A 26902-nucleotide genomic window follows, 5' to 3' on the forward strand; every position below is an offset into this window, starting at 1 on the left:
TCGCCTGTCCAAGGGTGTCGCCCGCGAACGACCGCGCCACCCTCGGAACTGTCATCCGCGACTGGCGCAACCACCTTGGCCATTGGGAGCTGGCCATCGGCGACAAAACAGGCCAGCCCGCGAGCATCGACACATCCTCTCAGCCCTGCGCGGCGCCGCCCTGGAGACGGTCGCCCCGGACGCTGCCTGGACCCAAGCCGACGCCACCCTGCACCTGCTCGGCGACTACCTCGCCGATACGCGCGCGCTGGAGCTGGCGCCGACGCTGACCGAGGCGATCTACCGGTACGGCCTGTTCACCGACACCGATGACCTGGTTGACGACCTGCGCGGCGCGGCCGAGCGCGAAGACCAGCGCATCGGCGACGGGAACCTATACCGGCGCTGACCCCCTCGCACGGGGCCGGGCACCCCTCGGGGTCCGGCCCCCATCCTCCCCCACTCCACGAACCACCCACGACGGGAGCCTGACAGGATCGACAGCCCGGCCTCCGAGCGGATCACCGACCGCAACCTGGAGTGCGTCGGCTGCGGCGCGCACGTCTCCGAGCTTTGCGTCCAGGAATGCCCATTCAGCACCGGCGAATTCGGCCCGGCGGTCCTGCTGCGCGCAGCCGTCCAGCACCTTGCCGAGCACGCGGCCCACTGCAGCGGTTGGTCGATATCAGGCGGTGCCGGCGTCGTGCATTGCGCGGTTGGCGAGCACGTCGTCCATGTGCGTCTCGGCCCAGATCTTGAGGCCGCGCATCATCTGATGCAAGGAAAGACCGAGCTCGGTCAGCTCATAAGAGACCGTGACGGGCACGGTCGGCACCACGGTGCGGCTGATCAGCCCGTCACGCTCCAAAGAGCGCAGCGTCTGGGTCAGCATCTTCTGGCTCACACCGGCCAGCAGGCGAGACAACTCCGAGTAGCGCATCGGCCGCGGCTCGCCGGCGCACCCGGGGCCGCTGCCCAGAGCGGCCAGAATCAGCGCGACCCACTTGTCGGAGATGCGGTCGAGTAGCTGACGGCTAGGACACACCGCCAGGAAAGCGTCATATTCGACCTTCGCCTGCGCCCTCTTCTGCGCTGCTGTCGTCGTCGCCATCGGCGGCCCCTCCAACCGTTGGGTGCCTAACGAACCTGGAAGTGCCTACTTCCCGTTAGAGAGTAACCCAACCATAGTGGAGCAAGCAACCGGCGGGCGGAACTACCGCCTGACCCAAACACGAAAAGACAGAGGTACGAGCATGATCTCCACTTCTCTTCCCGGCGGTACCTGGACGCTAGGAGACCTAACCGTCACCCGGTTCGGCTACGGTGCCATGCAGCTAGCCGGCCCCTGGGTGATGGGACCGCCCGCCGACCACGACGGTGCCCTCGCCGTCCTCCGCGAAGCCGTCGACCTCGGCATCACTCACATCGACACCGCCGACGCCTACGGACCGCGCGTCACCAACCAGCTGATCCGCGAAGCGCTGCACCCGTACGCCGAATCGCTGCACATCGTGACCAAGGTCGGCGCGACCCGCGACGAGCAGGGCGGCTGGCCGCCGGCCCGGGACCCGGAAAGCCTGCGCCGGGCCGTCCACGACAACCTCGAAGCTCTCGGCATCGAGGCGCTCGACGTGGTCAACCTTCGGCTCGGCGACGCCGAGGGACCTCAGCCCGGCTCGATCGCCGAGGCATTCGGGACGCTTGTCGAACTCCAGCGGCAGGGCCTGATCCGGCACCTCGGGGTGAGCAACGCGACGGCCGAACAGGTCACCGAGGCGAAAGCGATCGCGCCGATCGTGTCCGTACAGAACATGTACAACCTCGCGCACCGCCAGGACGACGAGTTAATCGACGCGCTCGCCGAAGAGGGCATCGCCTACGTGCCCTTCTTCCCGCTCGGCGGCTTCAGCCCACTGCAGTCGTCGACACTCTCGGCCGTGGCCGCCCGGCTGGAGGCGACACCGATGTCAGTCGCCCTGGCCTGGCTGTTGCAGCGCTCGCCGAACATCCTGCTGATCCCCGGTACCTCCTCCACAGCCCACCTGCGCGAGAACGTCGCCGGCGCGGGCCTCTCACTCTCCACCGACGACCTCACCGAGCTGAACAAGATCGGCCGCTAGCGGGGCATCAACCGGCCCACCCCGATGTGAGAGCAGCAGCCACGAGTCTCAAACAACCGCGCCGGTCGCGCGCAGCGCGGTGGTCACCGAGATGCCGGCTGCGGTCACCGCAGCACCGGCGGCGGTCAGGCTCAGCGTGCCGGCGGCGCGCCGGTCGCGCGGGAAGAATCGAGGAGGCCACTATTGCCCGCGATCGAGACGCTTGCGCCGCGCGGCAGTGAGGGCGTTTCGGGCGGCGCCGCGGTCGCGGTGGCGATCGACGACTCGTCGGACATTGTGATCGACGGCGGTGCGATACGTTCCAATGCGAAGGTCGGGACCCAGATCACGGGAGCCTCCAGCGACGTCACCATCAGCCGGAACTTCGCGCAGGACCGGGCCGGGCATCGACGTCGAGTCGCGCGTGACCGGGGCGGTCGTGTCCGGGAACACTTTCAGTCCCGGGGAACTGGCTGTCTTGGCGACCGACGCACCGGACCTGTCCATCACCGGCAACACCCTGGTTACGAACTGCTCCGCGGGCATCGAGGTGGCCGGTGCGTCGTCCGGTTCGATCGAGAACAACATCGTGGAGACCTCCAAGGGCACGCCCGGGACCCAGGGCGCGTGTGTCGATCCGGGTAGCGCGGCGGCTATCTCGGTGTCGGCGGGATCGGTGGCGAACACCGCCGCCGACTACAACCTCATCGACCCGGCGAGCACCGGGCCGCTCTACGTCTGGGGCGGTGTCGGCTACGCCGACCTGGCGTCGTTCACCACAGCCACGGCACAGGGCGTCCACGACGTCGCCGCCGACCCCCAACTCGAGCCGGAGATGGGCGCAAGCTTCGCCTGGTACCCGCTGAAAGCCACCTCGCCCGCGATCGACTCGGCGGACGCCAGCGCCGAACTCCCCAGCGACCACGTCCACGAACCGCGGACCGACGATCCCGCCGTCGCCAACACCGGCACCGGTGCCGGGTACTACGACCGCGGCGCGTCGGAAGTCGAGGGCCCGACCTCGGAGCACGGCAGCCTGCTGCAGCGCGACCCGAGCGGCACGCCGCTGGAGGCGGTGGTGTCCGAGAGCGAGACGCCCACCTGGACCACCAACGGTCCGATCGGGATCTTCGCATACCAGTTCAACGATGAGCCGTACCCACTGATCACCACACAGACCACCATCCAGCACACGTTCCGTACCGGCGGCAAACACTGCGTGACGGTTTACGATAGCGACAGCGACTTCCACAACCTGCCGGCCGGATCCCGCCCGACCTGTGCGGTCATGGGAGCCGCTTACGATCCGGTGACTCCGACCCGTCTGATGGACACAAGGTCCGGGCTCGGCACCGGTGACGTGGCGCCGGTCGCACCCTACGGTGAGGTGGTGCTGCCGCTGGCGTCCATCGGTGCGACGCCGGCCAAGGACATCACGTCGGTGGTGCTCAACGTGACGGTGACGCAGCCCAAGTCGGGCGGTTTCCTGACCGTGTATCCCGACCAGGTGGGGGCGGTGCGCCCCGGCGTTTCGGACATCGACTTCGCCCCGGGGCAGACCGCGTCGGTGTTGGTGACGGTGCCGGTGGGTGACGGAGCGATCAGGTTCTACAACGGCAGTTCCGGCACGGTTCACGTGCTCGCCGATCTGCAGGGCTTCTACGGCGCACCGGGTGACGAGGTCGCGTCGCAGACGCCGGTACGGGTGCTGGACACCCGCAACGGGACGGGTGCCCCGGCGCATCCGCTCGCGGCCGGTGGCGACCTCACGCTCAACCTGACCGGCAAGGTGCCCAGCGGTACGACGGCGGTGGTGTTGAATGTGGGGGCGACGCAGCCGACCGCGTCGGGTTGGTTGGCGTTGTATCCGCATGGTCAGCCTCTGCCGGGGGTGTCCGATCTGGACTTCGTGGCGAATCTGACGGTTGCGAACCTGGTGATAGTTCCGGTCAGCGGCGGGCAGGTGTCCATCCACGACGGCGGCAACTCCGGGACCGTGCAGGTCTTCGCCGACCTAGAGGGCTACTTCGGCCCCCAGGGGACCACGGGAGCGACGCTGACCTTCGTACCGTCCGGCCCGACCCGGCTCATGGACACCCGTACCGGCGACGGCAACTGGGGCGTTGCGGGTCCCGTACCGGCCGGTGGCTACGTCGAGGTATACGCCTCATCGAACGACTACTACTGCGAGGGACCGTGCTCGCGGCCCGCGGCCCTGGTGTTCAACCTCACCGCGACCGCGCCGACTACGAGCGGGTTCCTGACCGTGTACGACGCTGACGCCGCGACTCGGCCGGCGGCCTCAACCCTGGACTTTGCGGCCAACCAGACCGTGTCCAACGCGGTGATGGCCACGGGTAACGGCGCCGTCAAGGCGTACAACTCCGGCCCGGGCACCGTTCACGTCATCGCCGACGAAGAGGGGTACTTTCTCGGCCCGGCGCAGTGAAGTGCCACTCGGAGGTAAGGCTGGCAGGCGTCGCGCGCCTGGGGAGCAGGTCAGGGCGGCTGAGCGCTTATCGCGTGCGTGTACATGCCGGGGCCGGGATCGCGCGTACGCCCCTGCGGACGGTGGCCTCCGAATCGACCGAGCAGCATTTGTTGACGTGCTGGCCGGGTGAGGGCCCGAAGGAGGTTGGGCACAAGCTGACCGACGACGACGGACGATCCATTCGGGACAGATAATCGGTTGCTGCACGGCAGTCAAAGCTCGGGGCCAGGCGGCATCGCGTGGCCCCGAGCGGTTCACGCAGATCAGCCTCTGGACGAGGGTGGCGCGTCCAGCTAGACGACCATGGTTGCGTTTGGAATAGAGGCGGTCATCCGTCATCGGCGGAGGAGCGGCGTACCGCATGCGTGGCTAACTGAGTGACTACCGCGACGTACCGTGACTCACGGGAGTGAGCGACGGAGGACTATCCGCTATCCGCCCAGGTGAACGAGTGGGCCGCCGCTGGGCGCGCCGCCATGATCGTTGCCTGACACGGGCGAGGTCAATCTTTCAGACAGATCCATGTCACCAGCGAAGTACAGCAACCTTGGCCACCTCATTCGGCTGTGACGAACCCCGGGTGGGCGTCTCACCGCTCGGAACGCCCCGACCGACCGCACCGCCGATAGTCCATCGGTCCGAGGGATCACCGCAACTCGAACTCGAACCGTTCGTCATAGGCGAGCCTCTCGTCCTCAGCCTGCACGGCGTTCAGAAGGTCGCGAATTCTCCCAAAGCTTCCCGTGCCGAGGTTCCGCTCGCTTGTCTCCCAGTGCGTCCACACGACCTTGACTGGACGCAGAACATCTCTGGTCAACCGATCCCATAGCGCGTCGAGGTTCCACCCGTAGTACGGCCCGAAGTCGAGCGCCTGGTTCAGGAGCCGATGAAGATCCCTCTCGGTCCGCACCTCGCGGCCGTCAATCTCAACCGACACGAGCCTCCCCTCCGCCGCACGGGCCACGTCGCCACTTGCTTCTCGATTGCTTGTCGAGTCCCACCAGATGCTCGACGTCTCCGTCACACCTGGAGCCTGACTGATGATCTCGATTCGGCCGGCGGCTGTCGTCGAGCCGATCTTCGCCGGTGCTAACAGCTGCGTCCGCACTGGCTGGAGCTGTTCGGCACAGGCCACACGGACGGCCGCCTTCAACTCCTCCACCGTCCGCCCCCAGCCGGCACGCCACTCATCGTCGACCTCGTACAGACGGCCCAACGGCAGGTCGATGACCTCAGAGGAGTAGTCGGCTCGCGTGACGACATCCGCGACCACGTGGGCGACCCACCGCTCCCCCGCCTCTCCGGACATGTACCGACGGGCCAAGTCGTCAAAGACGAATACCGCGGCCGCGACGGTGGTCGGCGGCAGGGCGACGGACATCTCCGCCAACGCGACGGGAAGCAGGTCGCGAACCTCGTGCACGTCTCGACCGTTCAGGCCAGCCAGTTCTCGCAAGGCTTGGCCATCGCGACCGGCAACGAGCCAATGAGCCGCCCACCATGGCACGCGCTCTAACTCGGCCTGCCCCAGCACAAACCACGCTGCAACCAACCCGGGCGAGGGTACCGCCTCATCAGGCATGCCACGATTCGAGGACACCGCCACATCATCTGACGCCACGGAGCAGTGCGCATCCCAATAAGATCGAGCCTGCAACGCTCGTGATGTCGTCAGCCATCAGGTGGGAGGCGAGTGTCGAGCGTCAGGCGGGACAGGACATAACCGTCGGAAAACTCCGAGCAGGGGGAGCCGACCTGTACGCCGGGTACGGTCAGCCTCTGCCCGCCAGGGCTCATCCTCAGGCTGTGCTACGACACGAGAGGCGTAGGGCGGGTCACGCCGGGAGATAATGACCCTTATTTTCGGATGCTGGCATCGGCCGGCCGCACCGTCGGGTGACCAACGGTGTGGCCGAGCGCGATCAGCGGAGCGGGCTCGACTTGCAGTACCGGCTCATGAAAGGCCGCGGGGGCGATCATTGTCTCCACGGCTTCCTTCGACGCCTTGAGATCCGCGCCGGTCAGCTCGCGGTACATCTTGATGGCCTGGAGTCGCTTCCCGGCCCGCGCCAGCTCATCAACCGACGTCATGCTGGGTGGCAACTTGGTCCAGGGCGGTGGCTCCCGTCGAGGCCACAGCGCCTCGCGCCACGTCATCCCGGACAACCTGCGCATCACCCAAGCGACGATCAGGGCAAGAACGAACGCAACCGCGACCAGGCCAGCGTCACGGTGGCCGCGAAGCCGCCCGGGGACGAAATATTCAACCAACCCAGATGACAGAACGACGAACGGCAGCCCATCGGCGACCCGTCGCAACTTCTGTCGACCCACCCACTGCTCCCTTCGCCCGTTGATCTTCTCACGACAAGGCACATGACCAACAGGCTGACAGCGGGTCGTGTCGATCCAAGCGACCGACCGGCTCCGCGCTGGAGACGCCGCCACAGCTATGGACCGCTGGTCACGTGCCATGATCTGATGATCATCATGGGTCAGCCAAGAACGGTGGAGATGCTGTGCGACGAGTTGCGTCAGCGTGCGCTGTCGAACGGCACCGTAGATCTATGGGTGCCAGAGGAATTGACGCGGGCCGGCTCGATCGGACCGATGGGATTGCCATGGCGATCATCACTGACACAGCCCTCTCGCTGGGCCTGTGGCCCGATGGCTTCACGCTAGGAGAGGGAGGGCGGACCTACCACTACAGGCGCTCGTGAGCGACTAGCCGCCGTGACGATCGCCGGAGTGGTTCCACGTCTCGCGGGCTTCCGACGATCGCTACCGCGCCGCCACGCGGCTGGGCCACCGGCATGGCCGGGACGGTGCAATCAGCAGGAACGCGACGAGGACCAGGCCCTGGTCCGGCCGCCCGGCGCCGCGCGGTCGAAATCAGCTCGCTCAGACCACCTGGTTCCGACGGACGTGGAACTCGTTGGTCCCGTCCTCCGCGTTTACGCCGTCAACATCCGTTCTGACGACGAGGTCCCCGGCGTCGAAACGGCCCGGACCGGCCGTGAGGATGCGACACCTGATCCCGACCGACACCGGGAAGCTCGTCTCCCGTGTGATCACCCCGGCCGTGAAAATCGGCACCTTGTCGACGAAGAACCAGTCACGCCCGGCCGCGTCGACCAGCCGGACACGGATCCAGCCGGGGAAGTCGTCCTCTGCCCACGCAACCGCCTCACAGGCAAGCTCAGCGTGAGGGCAGATGTCGCGAGTGGACTGAAACCGCTGATCCACGCCGAGGCAGCCTACGACAGCTGAGAAGTCGACGGACAGGAAGAACAGGTAGTGGTAGGGCGGGTGGGCGACCGTCATCGACCCGAGGCGCATCGGCTCCTCACCCAGGCTACGCAACCTGTCGACCGTCTCGCCGACGCCGACCGTTGATATCCCCATCCGGTGGGTGTGCTGATCGCGGTGGTGATAGATCCGTTCGTAGTGACTCGCCGGCTGGACGCCCTGGTAGATCGTGAAGGTCGAGCCTCGCCGCAGTTGCTGGAGGCACGCGTCATAGGCCTCCCCCTGGCCAGCAGCAAGTAGCCCAGCCAACTCGTCGCGCTCCACGTCGTTGACAGTAGGCCAGCAATGCCGCGCGACCCAAGACCGAAAAGAGCCCTTGCCCGAAAACCGGGCAGCGACAATCCCCGGCCGAGGAGATCCCGCCCGCCGCTCGGACCGCAGCCTCAGCCCGCAACGCCGGACACTACAGCCGGTCGATCGGCACTCCACCGCGCGGCGACGCTTGTAGGTCTCTGGGTCGGATGCCAGCGGCCCTCCACCGCTACGCCCATTTCTCCGCCGGTTCGCGGCCTGGTCGCCCGTGATTGGAATGGTGGCCTCGACGCCGCGCTGGCGCAGGTACCGCGACCTCGACGAATTGCCTGGACTCGGCCTATCGAAGGGGCCCAGGTCGGCGCGCCCTCGCACGCCCATGCGTTAGCAGCCGGCACTAGCTACCCCGTCCCATCACGGCTGAGGGCCGTTCGACAACGCGAGTTGTCTGTAGTGAGATCAGACAGCTGTGGGGCGCTGCGGATTGCGTTCCGCTGCGCCCCACCTCGCCGATGTTGGTGGTTGCCGGACTGTCAGCTGGCGGCCTTGTCCTTGCCCAGCCGGCGGATCCAGCCGTGCGCGGTGTGCCTCGGCACGCTGTAGTGGTCGGCTACCGCGGCGGCGCTGCCGGCCTGCTCGAACATGGCGGCGAAGTCGTCGGGCATGCGCCGGTACGCACGCTCATTGCCTGAAGCGGTGGCCTTGGTGGCCGCCTTCTTGGCGGGAGCAGACTTCGCGGTCTTCTTCGCCTTCGCCGCGTCGGCACCCGCGGCCGCGGTCGCCTTCGCCGCAGTCTTCGCCGCCGCGCGGCGTGAGCGGGCTGGCTTCGCCTCTTCCACAGCTGGGGTCGCCTGAGTAGGCACGGTGGGCGCCGCGCCGGCCGCGCGACGAGTCGACTGCGCGGAGCGGGCCGCCCGTGTCCGCGTCGCCGGTGCCGTCGTGTCGGCTGCGGCGGTAACGCGCGACGTGCGGGCCTTAGCCGGCGCAGTGTCAGCCTTGTCGGCCGCGGGTGGGATGCTGGCCGCTGCCTTGGCGGAGCGGGCCTTACGCGGGGTGCGCTTGGCCGCCGGCGCGGCCCCGGTCGCGGATTGTTCGACCGCGGCAGTGGCTGGCGCTTCGATCGTCGTTGCCGCCGGCGCGGAGCTCACCGCGGGAATCGGCGCGGCAGGCGTGATGGCCTTCAGCAGCATGCTGTAGTCGATGACCGGTAGCGCACCGGTGGCCAGGCCACCGCCGGCGTGCAGGTGTAGGTCGGTGAGCGTGATGTCGCCGCCGCTGGTGTCCAGCCGCAGCGTGGTGCTCGTGGCGCTGCCGTCGTCGGCTGCGATGGTGATGGTGTAGGAGGTCACGGTTGCCACTCTCGCGGTAGTGAGACGAGGAAGTCGACCGGGCGTTATGTCGGCTGGCATTCGCGGATCGTGCCAATGGAATTGGCCGACAACCCGCCGATCGTTTCTTGCGGGTGATTATTCTACGATCCCCACCGCCGCCGCATCCTATAGGGCGGGTGGGTTCTTCAAAACTAACCCCAGAGCGGTCCGCGGCGGCGGAACAAACTCGTGCCATACAACTGATCAGACGGGTCCGCCGGACGTGGGGGGCCGCCGTTCGTGGGAGTTCTCCCCAGTCAGTCAGCCGGCGGCTGGCTCACTGCCCGGGCGGCTTCCAGCATGCGAACACGAGCATGCCGTACTGCTACTGCCATCACCTTCTGCCCAGCGTGGCCGTCCGGGTGGCCTCGACTGGCGTGTCGGTTATGGCATCCCGCCGTCTAGTAGTTACCAGGTTCGAGTGAGATTCCAGCGCTGGTCGGAGCCTCGACCTGCCATGCTGGCGCCGACGTATGGTCAATCCCGATTTCGGCTTGGAATCCGCCAACCATCCAGGTCAGCACCGCCGCTGTTCGTCACCTCTACTGTGGAAGCGGATCGCGCTGCCGCACGCCGGGCCTCAATTCTGGCGCCGTTGATACCCGCCCTGTGAACTCCCGACCCGGTGATACCGCCTGTTGTCGGGCACCGATCGCATCATTGATCTTTTTGTAGTGATTGATCGTTCGAACTGCGTTGCGCTCTGTAGTTGATTTGACAGCGCACGATGATGGTGTAGCGGGTACCGTGCCCGAGTCCTGCTCATCTGGCTGTGAGGGTGGTTCGCGTGGTAGACGACGAATTCGTGGAGTTGGCCGAGGCGATCGCGGTGCTGCGGGATCAATTGGGCGCCGCGCGAGAGGCGGGCGAGGGTGCCTCACCACGGTTCGCGGTGGGGCCGGTGGAGGTGGAGTTCACGATCGAGGCCCGCCGGAACGTGGACGGGAAGGTCGGCGTGCAGTTCGGGGTGTTCACCGCCGGTGGGCAGGGCGGTGGTTCGTCAGCGGCGACACACCGGGTCAAGTTGACGCTCACACCACATAGCGATGACGGCGGGGACTTCGAGGTGCACGGGTCGATCACGTCCCCACCGTCGCGATAACCGTCTCAGCTGACCCGCTCAGAAAGGGATAGTCGGTCGTGTCTGATCGCGCCGTGGAGGTGTACGCCAGGGTCGGCGGCGCGTGGTCGTGCGGGTCGGGCGTGTGGCTAAGCGACCGCCTGGTGGTGACGGCCGCCCACGTCGTCACCGACCCGGACACCCCCGTGTCCGCGATTCAGTTGGGCCCGGGGTCGGAGGCGGTTAGGGGTCGGGTCGTCTGGTCGGGCCGTGAGATCGGTGTGGACGTGGCGTTGGTGGAGGTCGCGGACTCGGGGTCTGCGCCGGTGTCGCGCCGGCACGGGGTGCGGTGGGGGCGGCTGGTCGGTACCGCGCCGGCCGTGCCCTGTACGGGCTGGGGCTTCCCCGAGGTGGTCGCAAGCCCGGACATGCGGGATGTAGAACAGATGTCGGGCCGGATCAACCCGGGTCGGTTGGCCAAGGCCGGGTTGTTGTCGATCGGGGTGGATGCTCCACCGGAGCGGGTGAAGGCCCAGGTGACGGGCGGCGGTTCGCCGTGGGCGGGGATGTCCGGTGCCGGGGTGTGGTGCGGCGAACTGCTGGTCGGAGTGGTGGTGCGGGATCCCGCCGGGTTTGACGGCCGGCGGCTGGCGGCGGTGCCGGTGGCCCGGCTGTTGGCGGATGCGCGGTTCGCGGGGCTGGTCGCCGACGCGGCGAGTCGGCCAGCAGTGGTTGAGCCGGTGGAGTTGGACGGGCTGTTCACGTCTCCCCCGCTGCCGACCTCTCCGGCGTTGTTGTTGCGGGCGGACGTGGCGGCGGTGACGTTCCGGGGTGCATCTCGGCTGACATTGCTGGACGACCTGCAGACGTGGTGCGAGCGGCCGACGGGGTTCGGGGTTCGGTTGGTGGTGGGGCCGGGCGGTCAGGGCAAGTCCCGGCTAGCCCGGGAACTGGTCGAGCGCATGCGGGCCGCCGGGTGGGTGGCCGGCGCGGTGCGACCGCTGCCCGACGAGTCGGCAGTGATCGCGTTGGGATCGCTGGGCGTGGATGTATTGCTGGTGGTCGACTACGCCGAGGCCCGCGGAGAACAACTCCTGGACCTGGTCAACAAGCTCGCAAGGTCGGAGCACCGAGTGCGCATGCTGCTGTTGGCCCGGGGGGCGGGTGAATGGCGGCAGGAGGTCGCCGCCCGCGACGAGACGCTCGCTCCGGTCGCCGACTGTCCGGTAGATGCGTTGGGACCGGTCGAACCGGACCCGGCGGGGCGACAGGATCTGTTCCACGACGCGGTGCGCGACCTGGCCGCCCGGCTGCCGCAGGTACCCGGATACGGCGACGCCGAATGGCCGACGCTGGCGGAAACGGTGGCTACCCGGCCACCGGCCGAATTGGAGACGAGCCGATTCGCCACCGTGTTGGCGGTGCAAATGGGCGCGCTCGCGAGCCTATTGGAGACTGCCTATCCCAGCGTCGACAAAGGGCGGGCCGAGGAGGTGCTGCTGCGCCACGAGAGCCGCTACTGGACCACGACCGCCACTACAGGGAAGGTGACCCTGTCGCCGGTCACCCTGCCGGTCGTGGTGGCCGCGGCGGCCGTATTCGGCGCGGACACCCGCGACCAGGCCGCCACCATCGTGGAGCATCTGCCCGGTACCCGTGATCAAAGCGAGGATCAACGCGCGGCGATCGTGCGGTGGCTGGCCCGGTTGTATCCGACCGACGGTGGCTGGTGGGGTGCGCTGACCCCGGACGTCTTAGCCGAGTACCACATCACTCAGATCCTGGCCGAGCAACCGCACCTATTTGACCAGGCGGCCGGGCACGCCGACCAGGGCCAGTGGGAGCGGGCTTTGACCGTGCTCACCCGCGCCGCCGCCACCCGGCCACAGCTGACGCCCGTTCTGGTTGGGCTGATCGGCCTGCACTCCACCCTGAGCCTGCCCATCGCGATCGCGGTGGCCACCGAGGCGGCCGACCCTCAACCGGTACTCCAGGCGATCGCTACCACCTTGGGTCACATCGGCGAGGACGACCTCGAGCTGATGCTCGCGGTACACGACGCGATTCCGCAGGACACACAGGTGCTGAGAGATACCGCTGCGCAGATCACGGCCCGCCTGGTCCACCTTTATCGAACCCGTTCCAACACCGACCCGGACGCGTACCTGCCTCACGTGGCCGGATCGTTGAATAACTTGTCGAACCGGTTGACGGGCCTAGGGCGGTGGGAAGAGGGTCTAGCCGCAGTTCAGGAAGCTGTCGAGGTCTATCGCGAGTTGGCAGCGGCTCGACCTGGCGCATTCCTCCCCGACCTGGCCATGTCGTTGAGCAATCTGTCCATTGGCCTAGGGAACCTGGGGCGGTGGGGGGAGGGTTTGGCTGCGGTCGAGGAAGCTGTCGACGTCTACCGCAGGTTGGCAGTGGCACGCCCCGACGCATTCCTACCCAACCTGGCCAGCTCGTTGAACAACCTGTCGAACCGGTTGACGGGTCTAGGGCGGTGGGAAGAGGCTTTGACTGCCGTCGAGGAGGCCGTCCAGATCCGCCGTGGGTTGGCAGCGGCTCGACCCGACGCGTTCCTGCCGGATCTGGCCAGCTCGTTGAATAACCTGTCCGTTGGCTTAGGGAACTTGGGACGGCGAGAGGAGGGCCTGGACGCAGTCCAGGAGGCCATCGACCTCTACCGTGGGTTGGCAGCCGCCCGACCCGACGCGTTCCTGCCTGACTTGGGCTTGTCGTTGAACAACCTGTCGAACCGCCTGGCGGATCTGGGGCGGCGGGAAGAGGGTTTGGTCGCGATCGAGGAAGCTGTCGACGTCTACCGCGGGTTGGCGACGGCCCGACCCGACGTGTTCATGCCCGGTCTGGCTGGCTCGTTGAATAACCTGTCCGTTGGCTTAGGGAACTTGGGACGGCGAGAGGAGGGCCTGGACGCAGTCCAGGAAGCCGTCCGAATCCGCCGCGGGTTGGCGACGGCCCAACCCGACGCGTTCAAGCCCGACCTGGCCGACTCGTTGAACAACCTGTCGATCCGGTTGGGAGATCTAGGGCGGCGGAAGGAGGGCCTAGCCGCAGTCCAGGAGGCCGTCCGGATCCGCCGGGGGTTGGCGACGGCCCAACCCGACGCGTTCATGCCGGACTTGGCCGGCTCGTTGAACAACCTGTCCATTAACCTAGGAGACCTGGGACGGCGTGAAGAGGGTTTGGCTGCGGTCCAGGAAGCTGTCGACCTCTACCGCGGGTTGGCGACTGCCCAACCCGACGCGTTCAAGCCCGGTCTGGCCGGCTCGTTGAACAACCTGTCCATTGGCCTAGGGAACCTGGGACGGTGGGAGGAGGGTTTGGCCGCGGTCCAGGAAGCTGTCGACCTCTACCGTGGGTTGGCGACTGCCCGACCCGAAGCGTTCACGCCCGACTTGGTCCGGTCCTCATTCAACCTAGCCCGCGCTCTCACCAACCTCGGCTATCACGAACGTGCCCGGCAGATCCTCTCTGAACCCGCGACCCCCACGGAACCTGCACGGGACGTAACACCTTGACCGAAACCAACCGCGACAAGACTTGTCCGAGACAAACAAACCGCACGATCGCACGAATCTGAGATGGCCGCAGCCTTCCAGGTCAACCGGTGCATCAGAGCGTTGCTAGATGACCACCTGAGAGATAACCCCTATTATCCAATGACCGCTCCGCTCAACGCCTGAACTGCCGACCTGCAGTTCAGGCGGCCGGCCTGGCCTGGATCACCAGACACCGCCGCTGCGCCCGCGACTACGAAGCCCTGCCCACCCACCACGAAGCCATGGTCCGCTGGGCCATGATCCGCATCACCAGCAAACGCCTCACCCGACCCTGAGGTTCAGGAACGGCGTCTAAGCTAAGCGGTCGTCCTTCGGTGCTGGCCCGATTTGGGTGAGGATTCCGACAGCTTGCCGCGATCGCGGAGGCGACCTCGGCCGCTCATTCGTACGCACGGGCGTCGCGGCCGGCGTTGACGACCGACGACGACTGCGGCTTCGTTAACTGGGCAAGGTGGTCACGGACCGCGTGTGGGGTGACGCTCGGATCGTCGGTATGGCTGATGTGGTTGGCGGTGAGTAGTTCCAGAGCGGCCTGCCAGTGGCGGCGGGCGGCGTCGACGTGGCCGAGGGCGTGTTCGGCATGTCCGAGACCGTCGCGGGCGCGGGCTATGTCCGCTGGCTGCTCAAGGCCAGTGGCCAAATGAAGGGCATCGGTGTGGGAGATCATGGCGTCTTCGGGATGACCGGTGATGTGCTGGACGCGGCCGAGACCCTGGAGGGCCTCGAACTGGTCGTTTTGGGAGCCGATGTCGCGGGCGAGGTCCAGGGCTCGGCGGAAGTGATCGGCGGCCAGTTGGTGGTCACCCTGCAGCCGATAGGCATCGGCGATACTAACTAGCGCGTTCAGTTGCCCGACGGGGTGTGCGATGTCGTGTGCGATGGCCAGTACCTGACCGAGGCAGTCGGCGGCCCGTTCGTATCGGCCGTCCACTTGATGGATCCGACCGAGGCCTATCAGGGCATACATTTCGTTTGTGCGGGTGGTCGTGTCGCGGGCGAGGGTCAGTTCCTCGGTGAAGTATTCGGCAGCCTCGGCATGTCGGCCCAGCATCTGGTTGGAGTAACCGCAGCCTTGGAGCGCGTGCAGCTCGTTGGTGCGATCACCGATCTCCCGCGCGAGGTCCAGTGCCCTGCTGTGACACTGCATGGCCTGCTCGGAGCGGTTCTGCAGCTGATGGACTTGGCCGAGGCCGTTGAGCGCTTCCACCTCGCTCACACGGTCACCGACGTCCGGCGCCATGTCGAGCACCAGCTCGTAGTATTGCGTCGCTTCTGCACGGCGACCCTGTAATGAGTGAATGCGTGCTAGTCCGCACAGTGCTTCTAACTCGCCGAAATATTCTCCGATGCGGCGGGCCAGGTTCACCGCCCGGTTGTAGTAGTCGGAGGCGGCCTCGTAGCGGCCCTGGACTCGGTCGGCGAGGCCGAGGCCCACCAGGGCGCGCAGCTCGGCGCCGTGATCACCCACACTCCGGGCTGCGGCTAGGGCCCGTCCGTGCAGGTCGCGCGCGTCGTCGGCGCGGGTGTGCAGATACCGGTGCAGGATGGCCGATAGACGGAGAATGTGGTCGGATCGGCCGTGTTCGGCGGCGATACGAACGGTCGCGAAGATGTTGCTCAGTTCGGTATCGAGCCACGCCTCGGCTGCGGCTCTCGTGTCGAACGTTAGCCGGGAAGTGCCCGGTGGTCGCAGGTGAGGGCGCCGGTGCGCCTCGTAGGGGTGGGCGCGATCCACAGCGTTCGCTGCCGTGTACGCGTAGTGGTCGAACAACCGGCCGAGAGCTGCGGACCGATGCCCGGCTGGATCCTGCGCCACGGCCGTTGCCATGTGATGACGCACGAGATCATGCAGCACGTATCGGCCGGGTCGCGGTTCGGTGAGCAGGTGAGCGTCGTACAACTCGTCGAGATGCCGACGGACGTGGTTCAGGTCGGTTTCGAGCAGTGCGGCGGCCGCGTATGAGTCGAGGTTGGGCCCGGGGTGCAGGCCGAGTCGGCGGTACAGGCGTTGCTGCGCCTCGGTGAGGTGCTGGTAGGACAGGTTCAGCGCGGCGGTGATGCTGCGTTGTCCGGCGTGCAGAGTCGCCAGGGGTCCCTGCTCACCACGGAGCAGTTCGAGAAGATGATCGGCGGTCCAGCCGGGATGGTGACGCAGCCGGGCGGAGGCGATTCGGATCGCCAGCGGCAGCCGTCCGCACCAGTCCGCGACCTGCACGGCAGTGGCCGGCGCGGAACCGGCCATCCGATCGCTTCCGGCCGCCTGGCTGAGCAAGGTCACCGCCTCGGTCAACGACAGCACGTCCAGCGATATCGGTGTCGCGCGGTCTAGGCCGACCATCCGCCGGCGGCTGGTCACGATGACCAGGCACAGCGGCGAGCCCGGAAGCAGAGGGGCCACCTGGCTCTCGTCACGGCCGTTGTCCAGAACAAGGAGCAGACGCTTGTCCGCCACGTGCGTACGCCACAATGCCGCCCGCTCGTCGAGGCTGGCGGGGATCCTCGCAGTGTCCACACCGGCGGTACGCAGCAGGGTTTCCAAGACCATGATCGGGTCGGCCGGTTCGATGTTTTCGGTGTACCCGTGCAGATCCACGAACACCTGTCCGTCGGGGAACCGGGGCGCCAACTGGTGCGCCGCCCGCACCGCCAACGTCGTCTTGCCCACGCCGGCCATGCCGTCGATCGCAGCGACCATGGTGGCGCCCGGCTCGGTTGCAGGGCCGCTCAGGCCAAGCAGGTGACGGAGCTCGGCCTGGCGACCGGTGAATTGGGCGATGTCAGCCGGTAGTTGACGCGGTATCGGCAGGGGCACTGCTGGCCTGACGACCGTCGCGGGTGCCCGGCCATTTCGATTGGGTTCCGCGCGGAGCATTGATACTTGCAGGTCCTGTAGTTCAGGTGTCGGCTCGAGGCCGAGCTCGTTGCGCAGGTGCCGGGCGGCGCGCTGGTAGGCGTCTAGGGCCTGTGCGGTGCGGCCGCTGCCATGCAGGGCGAGCATCAGAGCACGTGTCAGGCGTGGTCGGTCAGGGTGCTCATCGGCGAGTGCGGCCAAGTGCTCCGCGACGTTGCGATGGTTACCCAGGCGCACAAGCGCCTCGGCGCGGTCCTCGATGGCACCCAGGCGGGCCTCATCAAGGTCCCGGCACAGCCGGCCGTGGACGTCTTGGCTGGCGGCACCGGCCAATGCCGGGCCGCGCCACAGCGCTAATGCCTCATCCAGCAACACTGCGCGCTTTTCATCGTCGTTGGCGGATCGGGCCTCGGCTACAAGCCGGCTGAACCGGTGTGCGTCGATGCTGTCGGGGTCGCAGCGGAGCAGATATCCTGCGCCGGCCGTGTCAATGCGCAACTCGTCGCGGTCTGCGTCGTGCATGGACAGGGTGCGGCGCAGCGCACTGATGTGGCTCTGAACGACGCCGCGCGCCGACGCTGGCGGCCCGCCGGGCCACAACAGGTCGACGAGCCGGTCAACGGTCACCAGCCGATTGGCCGACAGCGCCAGACCGCGGCAGTCAGGCGCTGTTGGCGGGTACCGAGGCTCACTACTCCGCCGGCCAGTTCAATCGCGACCGGTCCCAACAGCAGGAGCCTCATCGAGGCTCGCTATCCGCCAGGCTCCCAATCATGATCAGGAGAATATCAGAAGAATTTCGGCATCGGCCCGCTCAAGACTGATCGAGCGTTTTCCCACGCTTGTCCAAAGACGAGACGATGGAGCACTAATATGCGCGTGATTAATCGTCTATTAGCGGCGGCCCTGCTGGTCGCAGGCACTGTCGGAGTATCAGCCGTCTCGGCTCCAGCGGTTTCGGCGGCCCCGGCGCCGGCGGTGGGTCTGGCGCCGGATGGCGCCGCAGGCGCGCCCGCCTCCTGCTCGCTTGTTCAGCGGATCACCGGCGAGCAAAAAAATGTTTTTATCCCACTCGACCCGAGCCTGACCACACCCTGCGGCCGTGAACCAGTTCCTTCAAGGTGGGCTCGGGGGCGGGTCGAAGACGATCACGGTCCAGCTCAACGCTGAGATCGACCTCAGTTTGCAAGGAACGTTCGGTGTCGATGTTGAGGCGATCAAGGCTGACCTCGGCGGGAACGCCGGTCTGAAGTTCGCGGTTACGGGCTCTATCAGCAGAACGTTCAACCTCCCGCCCAACACGACGCAATTAGCGGTCTTCGGCTATCTCGCGAACGTGTATTCAGTGAGCATGACCTGGTCGCCGTCGGGCTGCGTCGATAACAGCATCTTCGGGCAGGTGTTGCGAGCCCTAATAGATGCCACGGGGGGCAGCGGATCGGTCAGCGTGCCGATCACGGGGCCGGATTGGTCGCTATCCTCGGTGTCGACCAAGGCTTTTGTTGGGCCGTTGCCGCCAGCTCCGCCGGGTGTGTTGAACCCGCCGACCGCGCCGGCGCCGCAGCCGGTGACCTCGGTGGTGGGTCTAGCGGACGGCACGTTGTTGGCCACGACGGACACGCACCGCATCTACAAGATGGTCGGTGGCGCACCGGTGTGGCAGTCGACCTGCGCGGGAAGCATTTGTGCGGGCACCCCGCGTCCGACAACGCAGGCGGTAATCAACGCCGGGCCCGCTACACCCAAAGATGGAGCGACCCTGGTCGACGAGCAGGGCGACATCTACAAATTCGTCGGTGGCGCGCCGATCCACCTGTCTGAGTGTGCGGTGGGCTGCGGCACGCCGGTGCTCGTGTCAACATGGAGTGTCGCGGCGTTGGAGCATATGCGTCCGTACCCGGCCGACGGGTCGACCCTGGTCGACGAGCAGGGCGACATCTACAAATTCGTCGGTGGCGCCCCGATTCGCCTGGCGTCCTGCGCGGTGGGCTGCGGCTCGCCGGTATCAATCACGACGTGGAGCGTATCCGCCCTGGAGCACATGCAGCCCTACCCGGTGGACGGCTCAACGTTGAAGGACGAACAAGGGCAGATCTTCAAGTTCGTCGGTGGCGCCCCCATCCACCTGGCCACCTGCGCGGCGGGCTGCGGTACACCGGTGCCGATCACGACGTGGAGCGTGTCCACTCTGGAGCACATGCAGCCCTACCCGGTGGACGGCTCAACGTTGAAGGACGAACAAGGGCAGATCTTCAAGTTCGTCGGTGGCGCCCCCATCCACCTCGCGACCTGCGCGGCGGGCTGTGGCACACCGGTGCCGATCACGACGTGGAGCGTGTCCAATATCGATCACATGCGGCCGTACCCGTTGGACGGCTCAACGTTGAAGGACGAGCAGGGACAGATTTTCAAGTTCGCCGGCGGGGCACCGATCCACCTGGCGTCCTGCGTGGTGGGGTGTGGCGAACAGGTGCCGGTCACTACCTGGAGCGTGGCCAACCTCGACCACATGCTGCCCTTCCCGGCCGACGGCACAACTATCCGGGACGAGGTGGGAGACACGTTCAAGTTCGTCCATGGCGCCCCAATCCATCTGACCTCCTGCTCAGTGAGCTGCGGCGCTCCGGTCGCCATCTCCGGTGCCAGCATCGCCGATCTGGACCACATGCTGGCCACGCCGGCGGACGGGGCCACCGCAGAAACCGAGTCCGGGGCTGTCTACAAGTTCGGCGGTGGTTCGCCCCTGCCGCTGCCCAACTGCGCCTCTGGCTGTGGCACGCCGGTCAGCATCAACCAGTCCGACATCGACAACCGTGATCACATGAATGCCGCCCCAGCCGCTGGCACCTTCTTGGAGGCCGTCGAGACCGGCGGGCTGTTCGAGTCGCACGGCGGGCAGGCCGTACCGGTCGGGCAGTGTCCGGCCGCGAGCGCATGCCCGGACGCGGTCGGCGTCAACGCCGCGTCCATCGCGCTCGCCACCGGGGCTATCCAAAGCGCGGTGCAGTCCAATACCGGTTTTCTATTCCTCAACGGACCGGTCAGCTTCGGAACCGATACCGGCTTGGGCGTCATGGAGGGCACCAGCCCGGCCACCGCGGCGCTTGCGGGCGGCGGCTACGAGGGAGCGTTCCAGGCGAACACCGGTCACTTGTTCGCGTTGAACTCGTCGACCGGCGCGACCGATACGCAGCTCGCAATGATGCCCGACACAAGCCCGGCCATCGCGCCACTGCCCGGCGGTGGATTCGTCGTCGCGTTCCAGGCCAACACCGGTCACTTGTTCGTGTGGAACTCGTCTACCGCCGCGAGCGACACGCAGCTCGCAATGATGCCCGGCACAAGCCCGTCGATCGCGAGCGCACCCGACGGTGGCTTCGAAATCGCGTTCCAGGCCAATACCGGCAACCTGTTCACCTGGAACGCGACCATCGGACCTAGCAACCTCGGCCTGGGCATGCTGGCCGGCACGAACCCGGCGATCACCGGGCTCGCGACCGACAGCTACGAGATTGCCTTCCAGGCAAACTCTGGCAACCTGTTCACCTGGGACGCGAGCAACGGCGGGCTGGACAGGAAACTCGGGATGCTGCCCGGCACGAGCCCGTCGATCGCGAGCGCGCTCGACGGTGGCTTCGAAATCGCGTTCCAGGCCAATACCGGTCATCTGCTCACCTGGAACTCCGCGACGGGTACGGCGGACACCAATCTCGGCATGCTGGCCGGGACCAGTCCGGCCATCACGACGGCCCCCGGATCGCTCGGCTATGTCGAGGCATTCCAGGCGAACACCGGCAAGCTGTTCACAGTCGACCCGGTAAACGGGGCCCTGACCTCGGGGCTAGGCATGCAGGCGGGCACGAGTCCGGCCGTCGCGAACTCACTGAGCTGGTCGCGGCAGTAGCAGCCTCGGAGCCACGCGGAAGGAAGGGCCGCCACTCAACCGATCAGGGGCCAACCCTGATCGGTTGGGTGGCGCTCGATACTGACGTGGGCCTTCATCAGGCGGCGGGCCTGGCAGCACACCCGTAACCGCGATTTCCTGCTGCGATGTGCCATGTCTCCCGCGTTGTCTCCCAACTATTTAGTTGGGAGATAACGCCTCTTATCCCCAATAAGCGTTCACGTTGGCGCGCCGTCTCATGCCAACGCGCGTTGGAAGGAGCCTCAGCCTTGCAGAACAGCCGGATCAGTGCTTCGCCCTGGCAGGGACACAAACGCTGCCCGGCCTGGTTGCCTCCGATGCGCCACTGGCGAGCCGTCCCGCACGGCTATGGATCACCGGCGGCCAGGGGGTCAGTCCTCACCGCCGAAGGCAGAATCCCGTTTGTTGGGCCGGCATGTCCTACCCGCCAGAGGCAGGGGGTTTGCGTGCCCTCATTCGCCGTGCCCGCCGCGACCTCAGCACCAGTGCATAGCCGAAGAGGCCGACCACGATCACGGCCAGGATCCGCGCGATCGTCCATGGGAGCCGGAGCCCGGCGAAGCTTCCTGAGGCACGCGCGACCAGCTCGCAGGCCACGACCATCACGATGAGCGGCCCGCTAAGGCCCATGACGATGCGCATCAGGACTACATCGAGGGGTTTCCGCATGCTGCCTCCCCGCCATCACCATTGCCCGGGCTGACCCACCGCCCGTCGCGACCGGCTCACGTCGTGGCACGGCTTCGCTACTTTCCTGTGATCGCGTGGTCTTGTCAACGCCTCGATGACGGAGTGTAACGGCGTCATGCGTTCCAAGATGTTGGCGGCCCGCCCTCACCGAGGTGAGAGCGGGCCGGCCGGACGATCATGCGTTATGAGATTCGTTGGTATAGGGCGTTGATTTGGTCAGGGTTCAGAGCGTAGTGCCAGGTTTCTAGGTCGCTGACGGAGCCGGGGAAGAGGTCGACGGCGATGCCGGCGGAGATGTCGCAGCCGATGGTGAACGACCCGGTGGCTGCCCAGGGGTCGACGTTGGTAGCGCTGGCGGCTTGGACTGCGTTGACGTATAGCTTGGCGGTGTGGGTGGCGGCGTTGTAAACGCCGACGACGTGTGTCCAGGCGGTGGTGGCGCCAGCGGCGTACGCCGTGGTGACGGTGGTGGCGCCATCGGAAGTGGGGAAGCTGAAGGCCCAGCCTGGAGCGTCGGCGTGGCTGTAGTTGTATTGCAGTTCGAAGGCGCTGCTGTTCGCGCCGTCTTCTGCGGCGATGGTGGCGTCGTGGGTGGGGGTGTCGTCGGTGAGTTTGACCCAGGCGGAGATCGTGAAGCTATTCGTGGTGTTCACGGTGAGGGGCGCGCCTGTGCTGGGAGGATCGGTCTCGGCATAGTTGGTGGTTCCGTCGAGCGTGAGCACCTCCCCGTGCGTGGGATCGTCCGTCCAGTTGTCGAATCCTGTTAGTGAGGCCTCGTTCAGTTGCCCGCTATTGTCTAGGTAGGGGGTGGCGACATTCCGGGCAGAGTCTGCCATGTATGGGAACAGGTCGTCGAGGGCCCAGCGGTGCTGCGGGCCTAGGTACGCGTTGGCGAGAGCCGCGTAGCCAGCGTTGGTGAGGTTGACGTGGTCGCTAGTGGCGGCATTGGGGTCGGCCTGAGTCAAGCCCGTGCTATTAGCGACGCCGATCGCGCTGTCCGCGTCGATGTAGAGCCGAAGCGGTGTCCCCGATTGCCCGAGGATCACGGCTAGCTGCGCGTTTGCGCCGACGCGGTTCTGGTCGGTACTTGTCTGGCCGCCGCCGCTGGCGCCGCAGGGCTCGTTGTTGTTCGGCCCGGGGTAGCCTCCGCAGGGAGTCAGACCGATGCCGACGACGTTGACGCCCCTGAAATAGGTCAGCAGCTGGCTATATGCGTCGCCCAGGCCGCTACCGGATTGGCCGTTGAGGATGTCCTCGAGCCCCTCGTTCAGGACCACGGTGTTCAAACCGGGTTGGTCGAGGATGTCACGGTCGATGCGCGAGAGGATCGAGGGCCCGCCCGCATCGACTCCATCGTGCGTCTCGCCGAAATCTTCGATGACCTGATTCGATTCGATGCCTTCGGCGATCGAACCGTAGGGGGCAGGCATGGTCGGTTCGGCGGCGGCGATATCGTCGGACAGGCGCCGCGAAATGCCGCCGACGGCTGGTGCGCTGTTGGGTTGCCAAGCGTCGGTGAGGTTGTCGCCGAGTACGGCTTGGGTGGGTATTCCCCCAGTCTGGACGTCGAGATCAGTAAGGATGTCGGTGAACCAGCCGGCGTTCGTTCCAGCTGCGGCGAAGGCACTGGCGCCGGTGTCGGCTGTGTGGTCGCCGGAGCCGGGGGCCGTGACGTATTCGTACCCGCTGTTAGACCAGGAGTGCTCTACCAGGTATGGGACGGTGTTTGTAAGGCTGAAGGAAACCAGAACGTACTGGTTGGGGCTCACGGAGAACTCGAGCGGATTGCTGTAGACCATCCCCCCTTCGGGAATGCTGACACTGGCGCTATTGGTGGAGTCGAATGTGAGGTGTGCGACCGCCCCCTGGGTTTGCGGTGACGGTGTGACGCCACTCTGTGAATTTGCCACGGTAAGCCCGTCCAAGGCAATGGTGGCGTGACCGATGTTCAGGGGGAACCCTCCGAGGGCGTTGTCGAGTTTGATGCGGACGGTGTCGCCGGCGATGGTCGGTTTGACGGCGATCCGGAAGGTTAGGTTGCTGAAGTTCTGGCCCGCGTCGTCGTGCTGCCATTCCGGTGGGTTTGCCCAGGCGCCGGTCCAGGTTTTGCCGTCGTCGGCTTGGACCTGGCCACCAGTGGGTTGCGGGGTCGCGGTGGTGGTGTTGCGGGTGGCCAGGGAGAAGATGTGCAGCACTGTGGTGTTGTTCCACGGCTGGGTGCTGACGTCCGGCAGGACGATGTCTTTGATGGTCTTGCCGGGCTGTAGGGGAATGGAGAAGGCGTAGATCTTAGGTTGTGTGGTGGGGTCGGTGACCTGCCCGTCGGGGGTGTTGATGTGCGGCAGGGTCACGGCGGCGAGGCTGGGCTGCCCGCTGATCCAGTCGGGTGCGACTAGGTTGTAGCTGTCGCTGGCGGCGTCGGTGTAGTCAATCTGACCGCTGGCGGGGCAGTAGTCCGACGGCTTATCGGAGTCGAAGCAGTAGGTGCCGGCGACCGGCCAGCCTCCGGCGACGAAGGGGGCGGTGCTGACGGTGCCGGGACTGTCCGGGCTTCCTGGCGTGACCTGGTGGTCGCTGGATGAGGAAGCCAGGACCATGAGGGATGTTGCGCCTGTGAGGGGAGCGGTGAAGTCGTAGTCGATGGTCTGGTTAGCGGCCAGCACATTGTCCATCTCTGGTTGGCCGTTGGCATCAGTCCCGTATGTGGGCAGGGTGAAGGTAGCGCCATCGATGGTGACCTGTTTGCCGGAGACCCATCCGGCGTTGGTCAGGTCGGTGGCGGAGTAGGAGGCGTACCCGTCAGCGGCGCCGTAGTCCATGTGGTTGTCGGGGCTAATCGCGGTGTTGTTGAAACAGTCAGCGAGTGTCTGGCAGGAGGTGGTGTCCGCATCTTTGTCGGCCTCGAATCGCCAGGTTTGCATTGCGGAGGCGTCTCCGGCGACGTCGATGGATGCGGCGTAGAGGGTGTGTGGGCCTGGGGCGTATGGCGTGATGTATAGGTCGGCGGTGTTGTTGACCGCGTCGACGACCTGGTAGGACGGTGGGTTCACCACGGCGGGTGGCTGGTCGAGGCTGTAGACGAATTTGGTGACGGCGACCGAGCTGGTGTTGGTGACGGTGAAGTAGCCGGTGGTGTCGGCGGTCGCGCCCTTGCCGCCTCCGTTGTCGATGTTGGGGAAGTTGTGGTCGGGGTTGTCCAGTTCCGGCGCGTCGGGTGCGGTCGGTTCCGCTGTGTAGTGGCAGGTCGCGGTGGACCAGGCGGAGGTGTTGATGCCGTCGCTGACTTGGACTTGCCAGTCGACGACTTGTCCGTCGGTGAGGGTATTGGTGAAGCTCGCCGGTAGGGTGTATTTGGCTACCGATCCGGAGGCGAGGCTGTCGCCGGACAGGCCGGTGTGGGTGGTGCTGGTGCCATTGATCCAGTACTTGAACGTGGCCTGCAGGTGGTCGACGTCGGGGTCGCTGATGGTCGACGACAGCGCAGGAGGGCTACTCTGGGTACTCTTGCCCATGTAGGGGTATGGGGCGGCGGTGGCGCAGCCGACATTGTCGGCACCGTTGGTGGCGCGCATCTGAGCGGCGCCAGGAGTGTTGGGTATCCGGTTGTAGTTGATCTGCAGGGTGGGGTTGTCGTAGAAGCGGCTGAAGCCACTGTTATTGCCCGACGCCTCGGCCGCGTCTTCGGCCAGCGCGACGGTGAACTGGGTGGTGTGCTGCGCCACGACGGTACGCACCGCGCTTGTGGCGTCGAAGCCAACGTCGACCTTTTCGGGAGCGGTGGGGCTACAGCCGGTCCGGCCTGCCGGCCCGACAACCTTTGTGCTAAGCGCGCCAGAGAGGTAGCCGGGCTTGTTGTTCCAGTCGGTGCTCGAGCCGATGCCGCCGGACCAGTGGAGGTTGACGGTGGAGTCGCCGCAGGTGGCGGAGTACTCCTTGCTGGCGTTTACGGTCGCGCTGCTGATGTTGGCTCCGAACAGAAGGCTGGGCATCGACCACTGGTAGTAGGCGCGCATAATGCCTTCGCAGCCGCCGGGCCAGCCCTTGCTGGTACCGACACCGAGGTGGCCGCTGTCGCCGGAGGCTTCGCTGGCGTTGTTGTACAGCGAGACGCCGTTACACGGGGCGCCTTGCTTAACCTCGTCGAAGGCGGGGGTTCCGGCGTTTCCGATCTTCCAGTTGGCGGTCGGATCGATGTAGACCGGGTACACGGTTGACGTCGAGGTCAGCATGCCCGCGTCGGGGGTCAGGCGTAGTACGCCTCTGGTGTCTTCGGCCTGAACGGTGGCGATGTGGGCGGCCGCGCCAGGGTGCCCGGTGTCCGACGGGTCCGGTAGAGCCTGGCTCGTGTTGGGGGTAGCGGCCTTGGCGCCGGCTGCGGGAGCGGTGGCGGTCTGGGAATCCCACATGATCGGTGAGGCCGATTCCAGCACGCTGTGCCCGTCGGTGCTGGCCACCGCGATGCCCTGAGGTGCCTGCGCCGTGGTGTGGACGCCGCCGGTCAGAGTGCTGGACAGGGTGAGATCGGCCAGCTGGGGATTCTTCGCGGCCTCGGCGTTCTTGACAACGAGGACATCGCTGAAGCCGCCGGTGTCGGTGGCCGAGACCACGAGGTCGACGCCGGACAGAACGTTGGGGTAGGTCGCGGTGGCCCCGGAAACGGTCGGCTTCGGAAGGGCGGTCGGCCAGGACAGCGAGTATCGGGTGGAGCCCGAAGAGGTGGTCAGCAGCGGCCCGGTGCCGCCGTCGGAGAACATGACGTTGCCGTAGGCGGTGGCCGCGGGCATCAGACCATTCGCGGTGACGTGCAGAGTCGTGTCGACCGGTACCCAGGTGTCATCCTGTTTCGTGCGGACCGGGTCGGGATTACCGGAAAGGCTGAATCCGCCCCCGGGCTGAGCAGTGACCTGCTGGGTCTCAGTGGTCAGGGCGTCAACCACAACCGGCTTACCGGTGGCGCTGGCCTTCCTCGCAGCGGCCTGCATCGCCTGGTCTTGTGTGGGGCTCGGCCCGTACCCATCGTCAAGGGTGTCCATCCCGGACGGTCGGGGAGGCGTCTGGGGCAACGGGGCCGCGTTGCCGGAACTTTGCGGAGGGGCGGGCGGTGGCGCAGGCGCGGCCGACGCCGGCGCCACGTTCACGAAGGCGCCTGCGGCGGTCAGGGCGACGCTGAGCAGGATCGCGCCGCGGTAACGGCCTCTCCTGGTCCTGTGGCGAGGATGCGGTCTGTCCACGGACGTTCCCTTCCATGTCACCCAGCGCACTGAACCGCGCCGGAATGGCTGGTGAATAGTTGCG

Annotated in this window: 14 protein-coding genes; 6 read left to right on the forward strand and 8 right to left on the reverse strand. The window is 66.5% G+C overall.

Annotated elements, in window-relative coordinates:
- Positions 1-82 precede the first annotated feature (82 nt).
- Positions 83-388: a hypothetical protein gene (locus ABEA87_RS34140; protein WP_345636754.1), complete on the forward strand. Its 306-nt coding sequence runs from the start codon at positions 83-85 to the stop codon at positions 386-388.
- A 276-nt stretch (positions 389-664) separates the two neighbouring features.
- On the opposite strand, the gene ABEA87_RS34145 is transcribed toward ABEA87_RS34140, so the two are convergent.
- Entirely contained in the window at positions 665-1090 is a 426-nt protein-coding gene (locus ABEA87_RS34145) for a winged helix-turn-helix transcriptional regulator (RefSeq protein ID WP_345636756.1), read from the reverse strand.
- 142 nt (positions 1091-1232) lie between these two features.
- Between ABEA87_RS34145 and ABEA87_RS34150 the strand changes: the two genes are divergently transcribed.
- Entirely contained in the window at positions 1233-2099 is an 867-nt protein-coding gene (locus ABEA87_RS34150; RefSeq protein ID WP_345636758.1) for an aldo/keto reductase family oxidoreductase, read from the forward strand.
- Between the two features lie 131 nt (positions 2100-2230).
- On the opposite strand, the gene ABEA87_RS34155 is transcribed toward ABEA87_RS34150, so the two are convergent.
- Entirely contained in the window at positions 2231-2452 is a 222-nt protein-coding gene (locus ABEA87_RS34155) for a hypothetical protein (protein WP_345636825.1), read from the reverse strand.
- On the opposite strand from ABEA87_RS34155, the gene ABEA87_RS34160 reads away from it, so the two are divergent.
- Positions 2404-4527: a right-handed parallel beta-helix repeat-containing protein gene (locus ABEA87_RS34160; RefSeq protein WP_345636760.1), complete on the forward strand. Its 2124-nt coding sequence runs from the start codon at positions 2404-2406 to the stop codon at positions 4525-4527. The two genes, ABEA87_RS34155 and ABEA87_RS34160, sit on opposite strands and share 49 nt — an antisense overlap.
- A 688-nt stretch (positions 4528-5215) precedes the next feature.
- Here ABEA87_RS34160 and ABEA87_RS34165 read toward each other — a convergent pair.
- The 4 genes from ABEA87_RS34165 to ABEA87_RS34180 form a co-directional block, all read right to left on the reverse strand.
- Positions 5216-5992, reverse strand: a complete 777-nt coding sequence (locus ABEA87_RS34165) for a barstar family protein (protein WP_345636762.1) — start codon at positions 5990-5992, stop codon at positions 5216-5218.
- A gap of 434 nt (positions 5993-6426) precedes the next feature.
- Positions 6427-6903 carry a hypothetical protein gene (locus ABEA87_RS34170; RefSeq protein ID WP_345636764.1) on the reverse strand — a complete coding sequence of 159 codons (477 nt, stop codon included), beginning with the start codon at positions 6901-6903 and terminating at the stop codon, positions 6427-6429.
- Between the two features lie 567 nt (positions 6904-7470).
- Positions 7471-8142, reverse strand: a complete 672-nt coding sequence (locus ABEA87_RS34175) for a hypothetical protein (protein ID WP_345636766.1) — start codon at positions 8140-8142, stop codon at positions 7471-7473.
- A 521-nt stretch (positions 8143-8663) separates the two neighbouring features.
- Entirely contained in the window at positions 8664-9479 is an 816-nt protein-coding gene (locus tag ABEA87_RS34180) for a hypothetical protein (protein WP_345636768.1), read from the reverse strand.
- An 808-nt stretch (positions 9480-10287) separates the two neighbouring features.
- Between ABEA87_RS34180 and ABEA87_RS34185 the strand changes: the two genes are divergently transcribed.
- Together ABEA87_RS34185 and ABEA87_RS34190 are read left to right on the forward strand one after the other, a co-directional pair.
- Positions 10288-10602 carry a trypco2 family protein gene (locus ABEA87_RS34185; RefSeq protein ID WP_345636770.1) on the forward strand — a complete coding sequence of 105 codons (315 nt, stop codon included), beginning with the start codon at positions 10288-10290 and terminating at the stop codon, positions 10600-10602.
- Between the two features lie 53 nt (positions 10603-10655).
- The gene (locus tag ABEA87_RS34190) at positions 10656-14099 is read left to right on the forward strand and encodes a tetratricopeptide repeat protein (protein ID WP_345636772.1); all 3444 of its coding nucleotides are present in this window, start codon (positions 10656-10658) and stop codon (positions 14097-14099) included.
- A gap of 421 nt (positions 14100-14520) precedes the next feature.
- Here the strand turns inward: ABEA87_RS34190 and ABEA87_RS34195 are convergent, their stop codons facing one another.
- A complete protein-coding gene (locus ABEA87_RS34195) occupies positions 14521-17619 on the reverse strand; it encodes an AfsR/SARP family transcriptional regulator (RefSeq protein WP_345636774.1) in 3099 nt (1032 codons plus the stop codon).
- A 475-nt stretch (positions 17620-18094) separates the two neighbouring features.
- Between ABEA87_RS34195 and ABEA87_RS34200 the strand changes: the two genes are divergently transcribed.
- Positions 18095-20896: a hypothetical protein gene (locus tag ABEA87_RS34200; protein WP_345636776.1), complete on the forward strand. Its 2802-nt coding sequence runs from the start codon at positions 18095-18097 to the stop codon at positions 20894-20896.
- A gap of 893 nt (positions 20897-21789) precedes the next feature.
- Here the strand turns inward: ABEA87_RS34200 and ABEA87_RS34205 are convergent.
- Positions 21790-26640 (reverse strand): LamG-like jellyroll fold domain-containing protein, encoded by a 4851-nt coding sequence (locus ABEA87_RS34205; protein ID WP_345636778.1) that lies wholly within the window; start codon positions 26638-26640, stop codon positions 21790-21792.
- Positions 26641-26902 lie beyond the last annotated feature (262 nt).

It is taken from the genome of Rugosimonospora acidiphila, assembly GCF_039543385.1.
GTDB classification, from domain to species: Bacteria; Actinomycetota; Actinomycetes; order Mycobacteriales; family Micromonosporaceae; genus Rugosimonospora; species Rugosimonospora acidiphila.

What these genes read in the sequence shown, in the direction of transcription:
- ABEA87_RS34145 (WP_345636756.1), bottom strand. Translation starts at nt 1,090, where the DNA reads ATGGCGACGACGACAGCAGCGCAGAAGAGGGCGCAGGCGAAGGTCGAA.
- ABEA87_RS34150 (WP_345636758.1), top strand. Translation starts at nt 1,233, where the DNA reads ATGATCTCCACTTCTCTTCCCGGCGGTACCTGGACGCTAGGAGACCTA.
- ABEA87_RS34160 (WP_345636760.1), top strand. Translation starts at nt 2,404, where the DNA reads ATGCGAAGGTCGGGACCCAGATCACGGGAGCCTCCAGCGACGTCACCA.
- ABEA87_RS34155 (WP_345636825.1), bottom strand. Translation starts at nt 2,452, where the DNA reads ATGGTGACGTCGCTGGAGGCTCCCGTGATCTGGGTCCCGACCTTCGCA.
- ABEA87_RS34205 (WP_345636778.1), bottom strand. Translation starts at nt 26,640, where the DNA reads ATGGACACCCTTGACGATGGGTACGGGCCGAGCCCCACACAAGACCAG.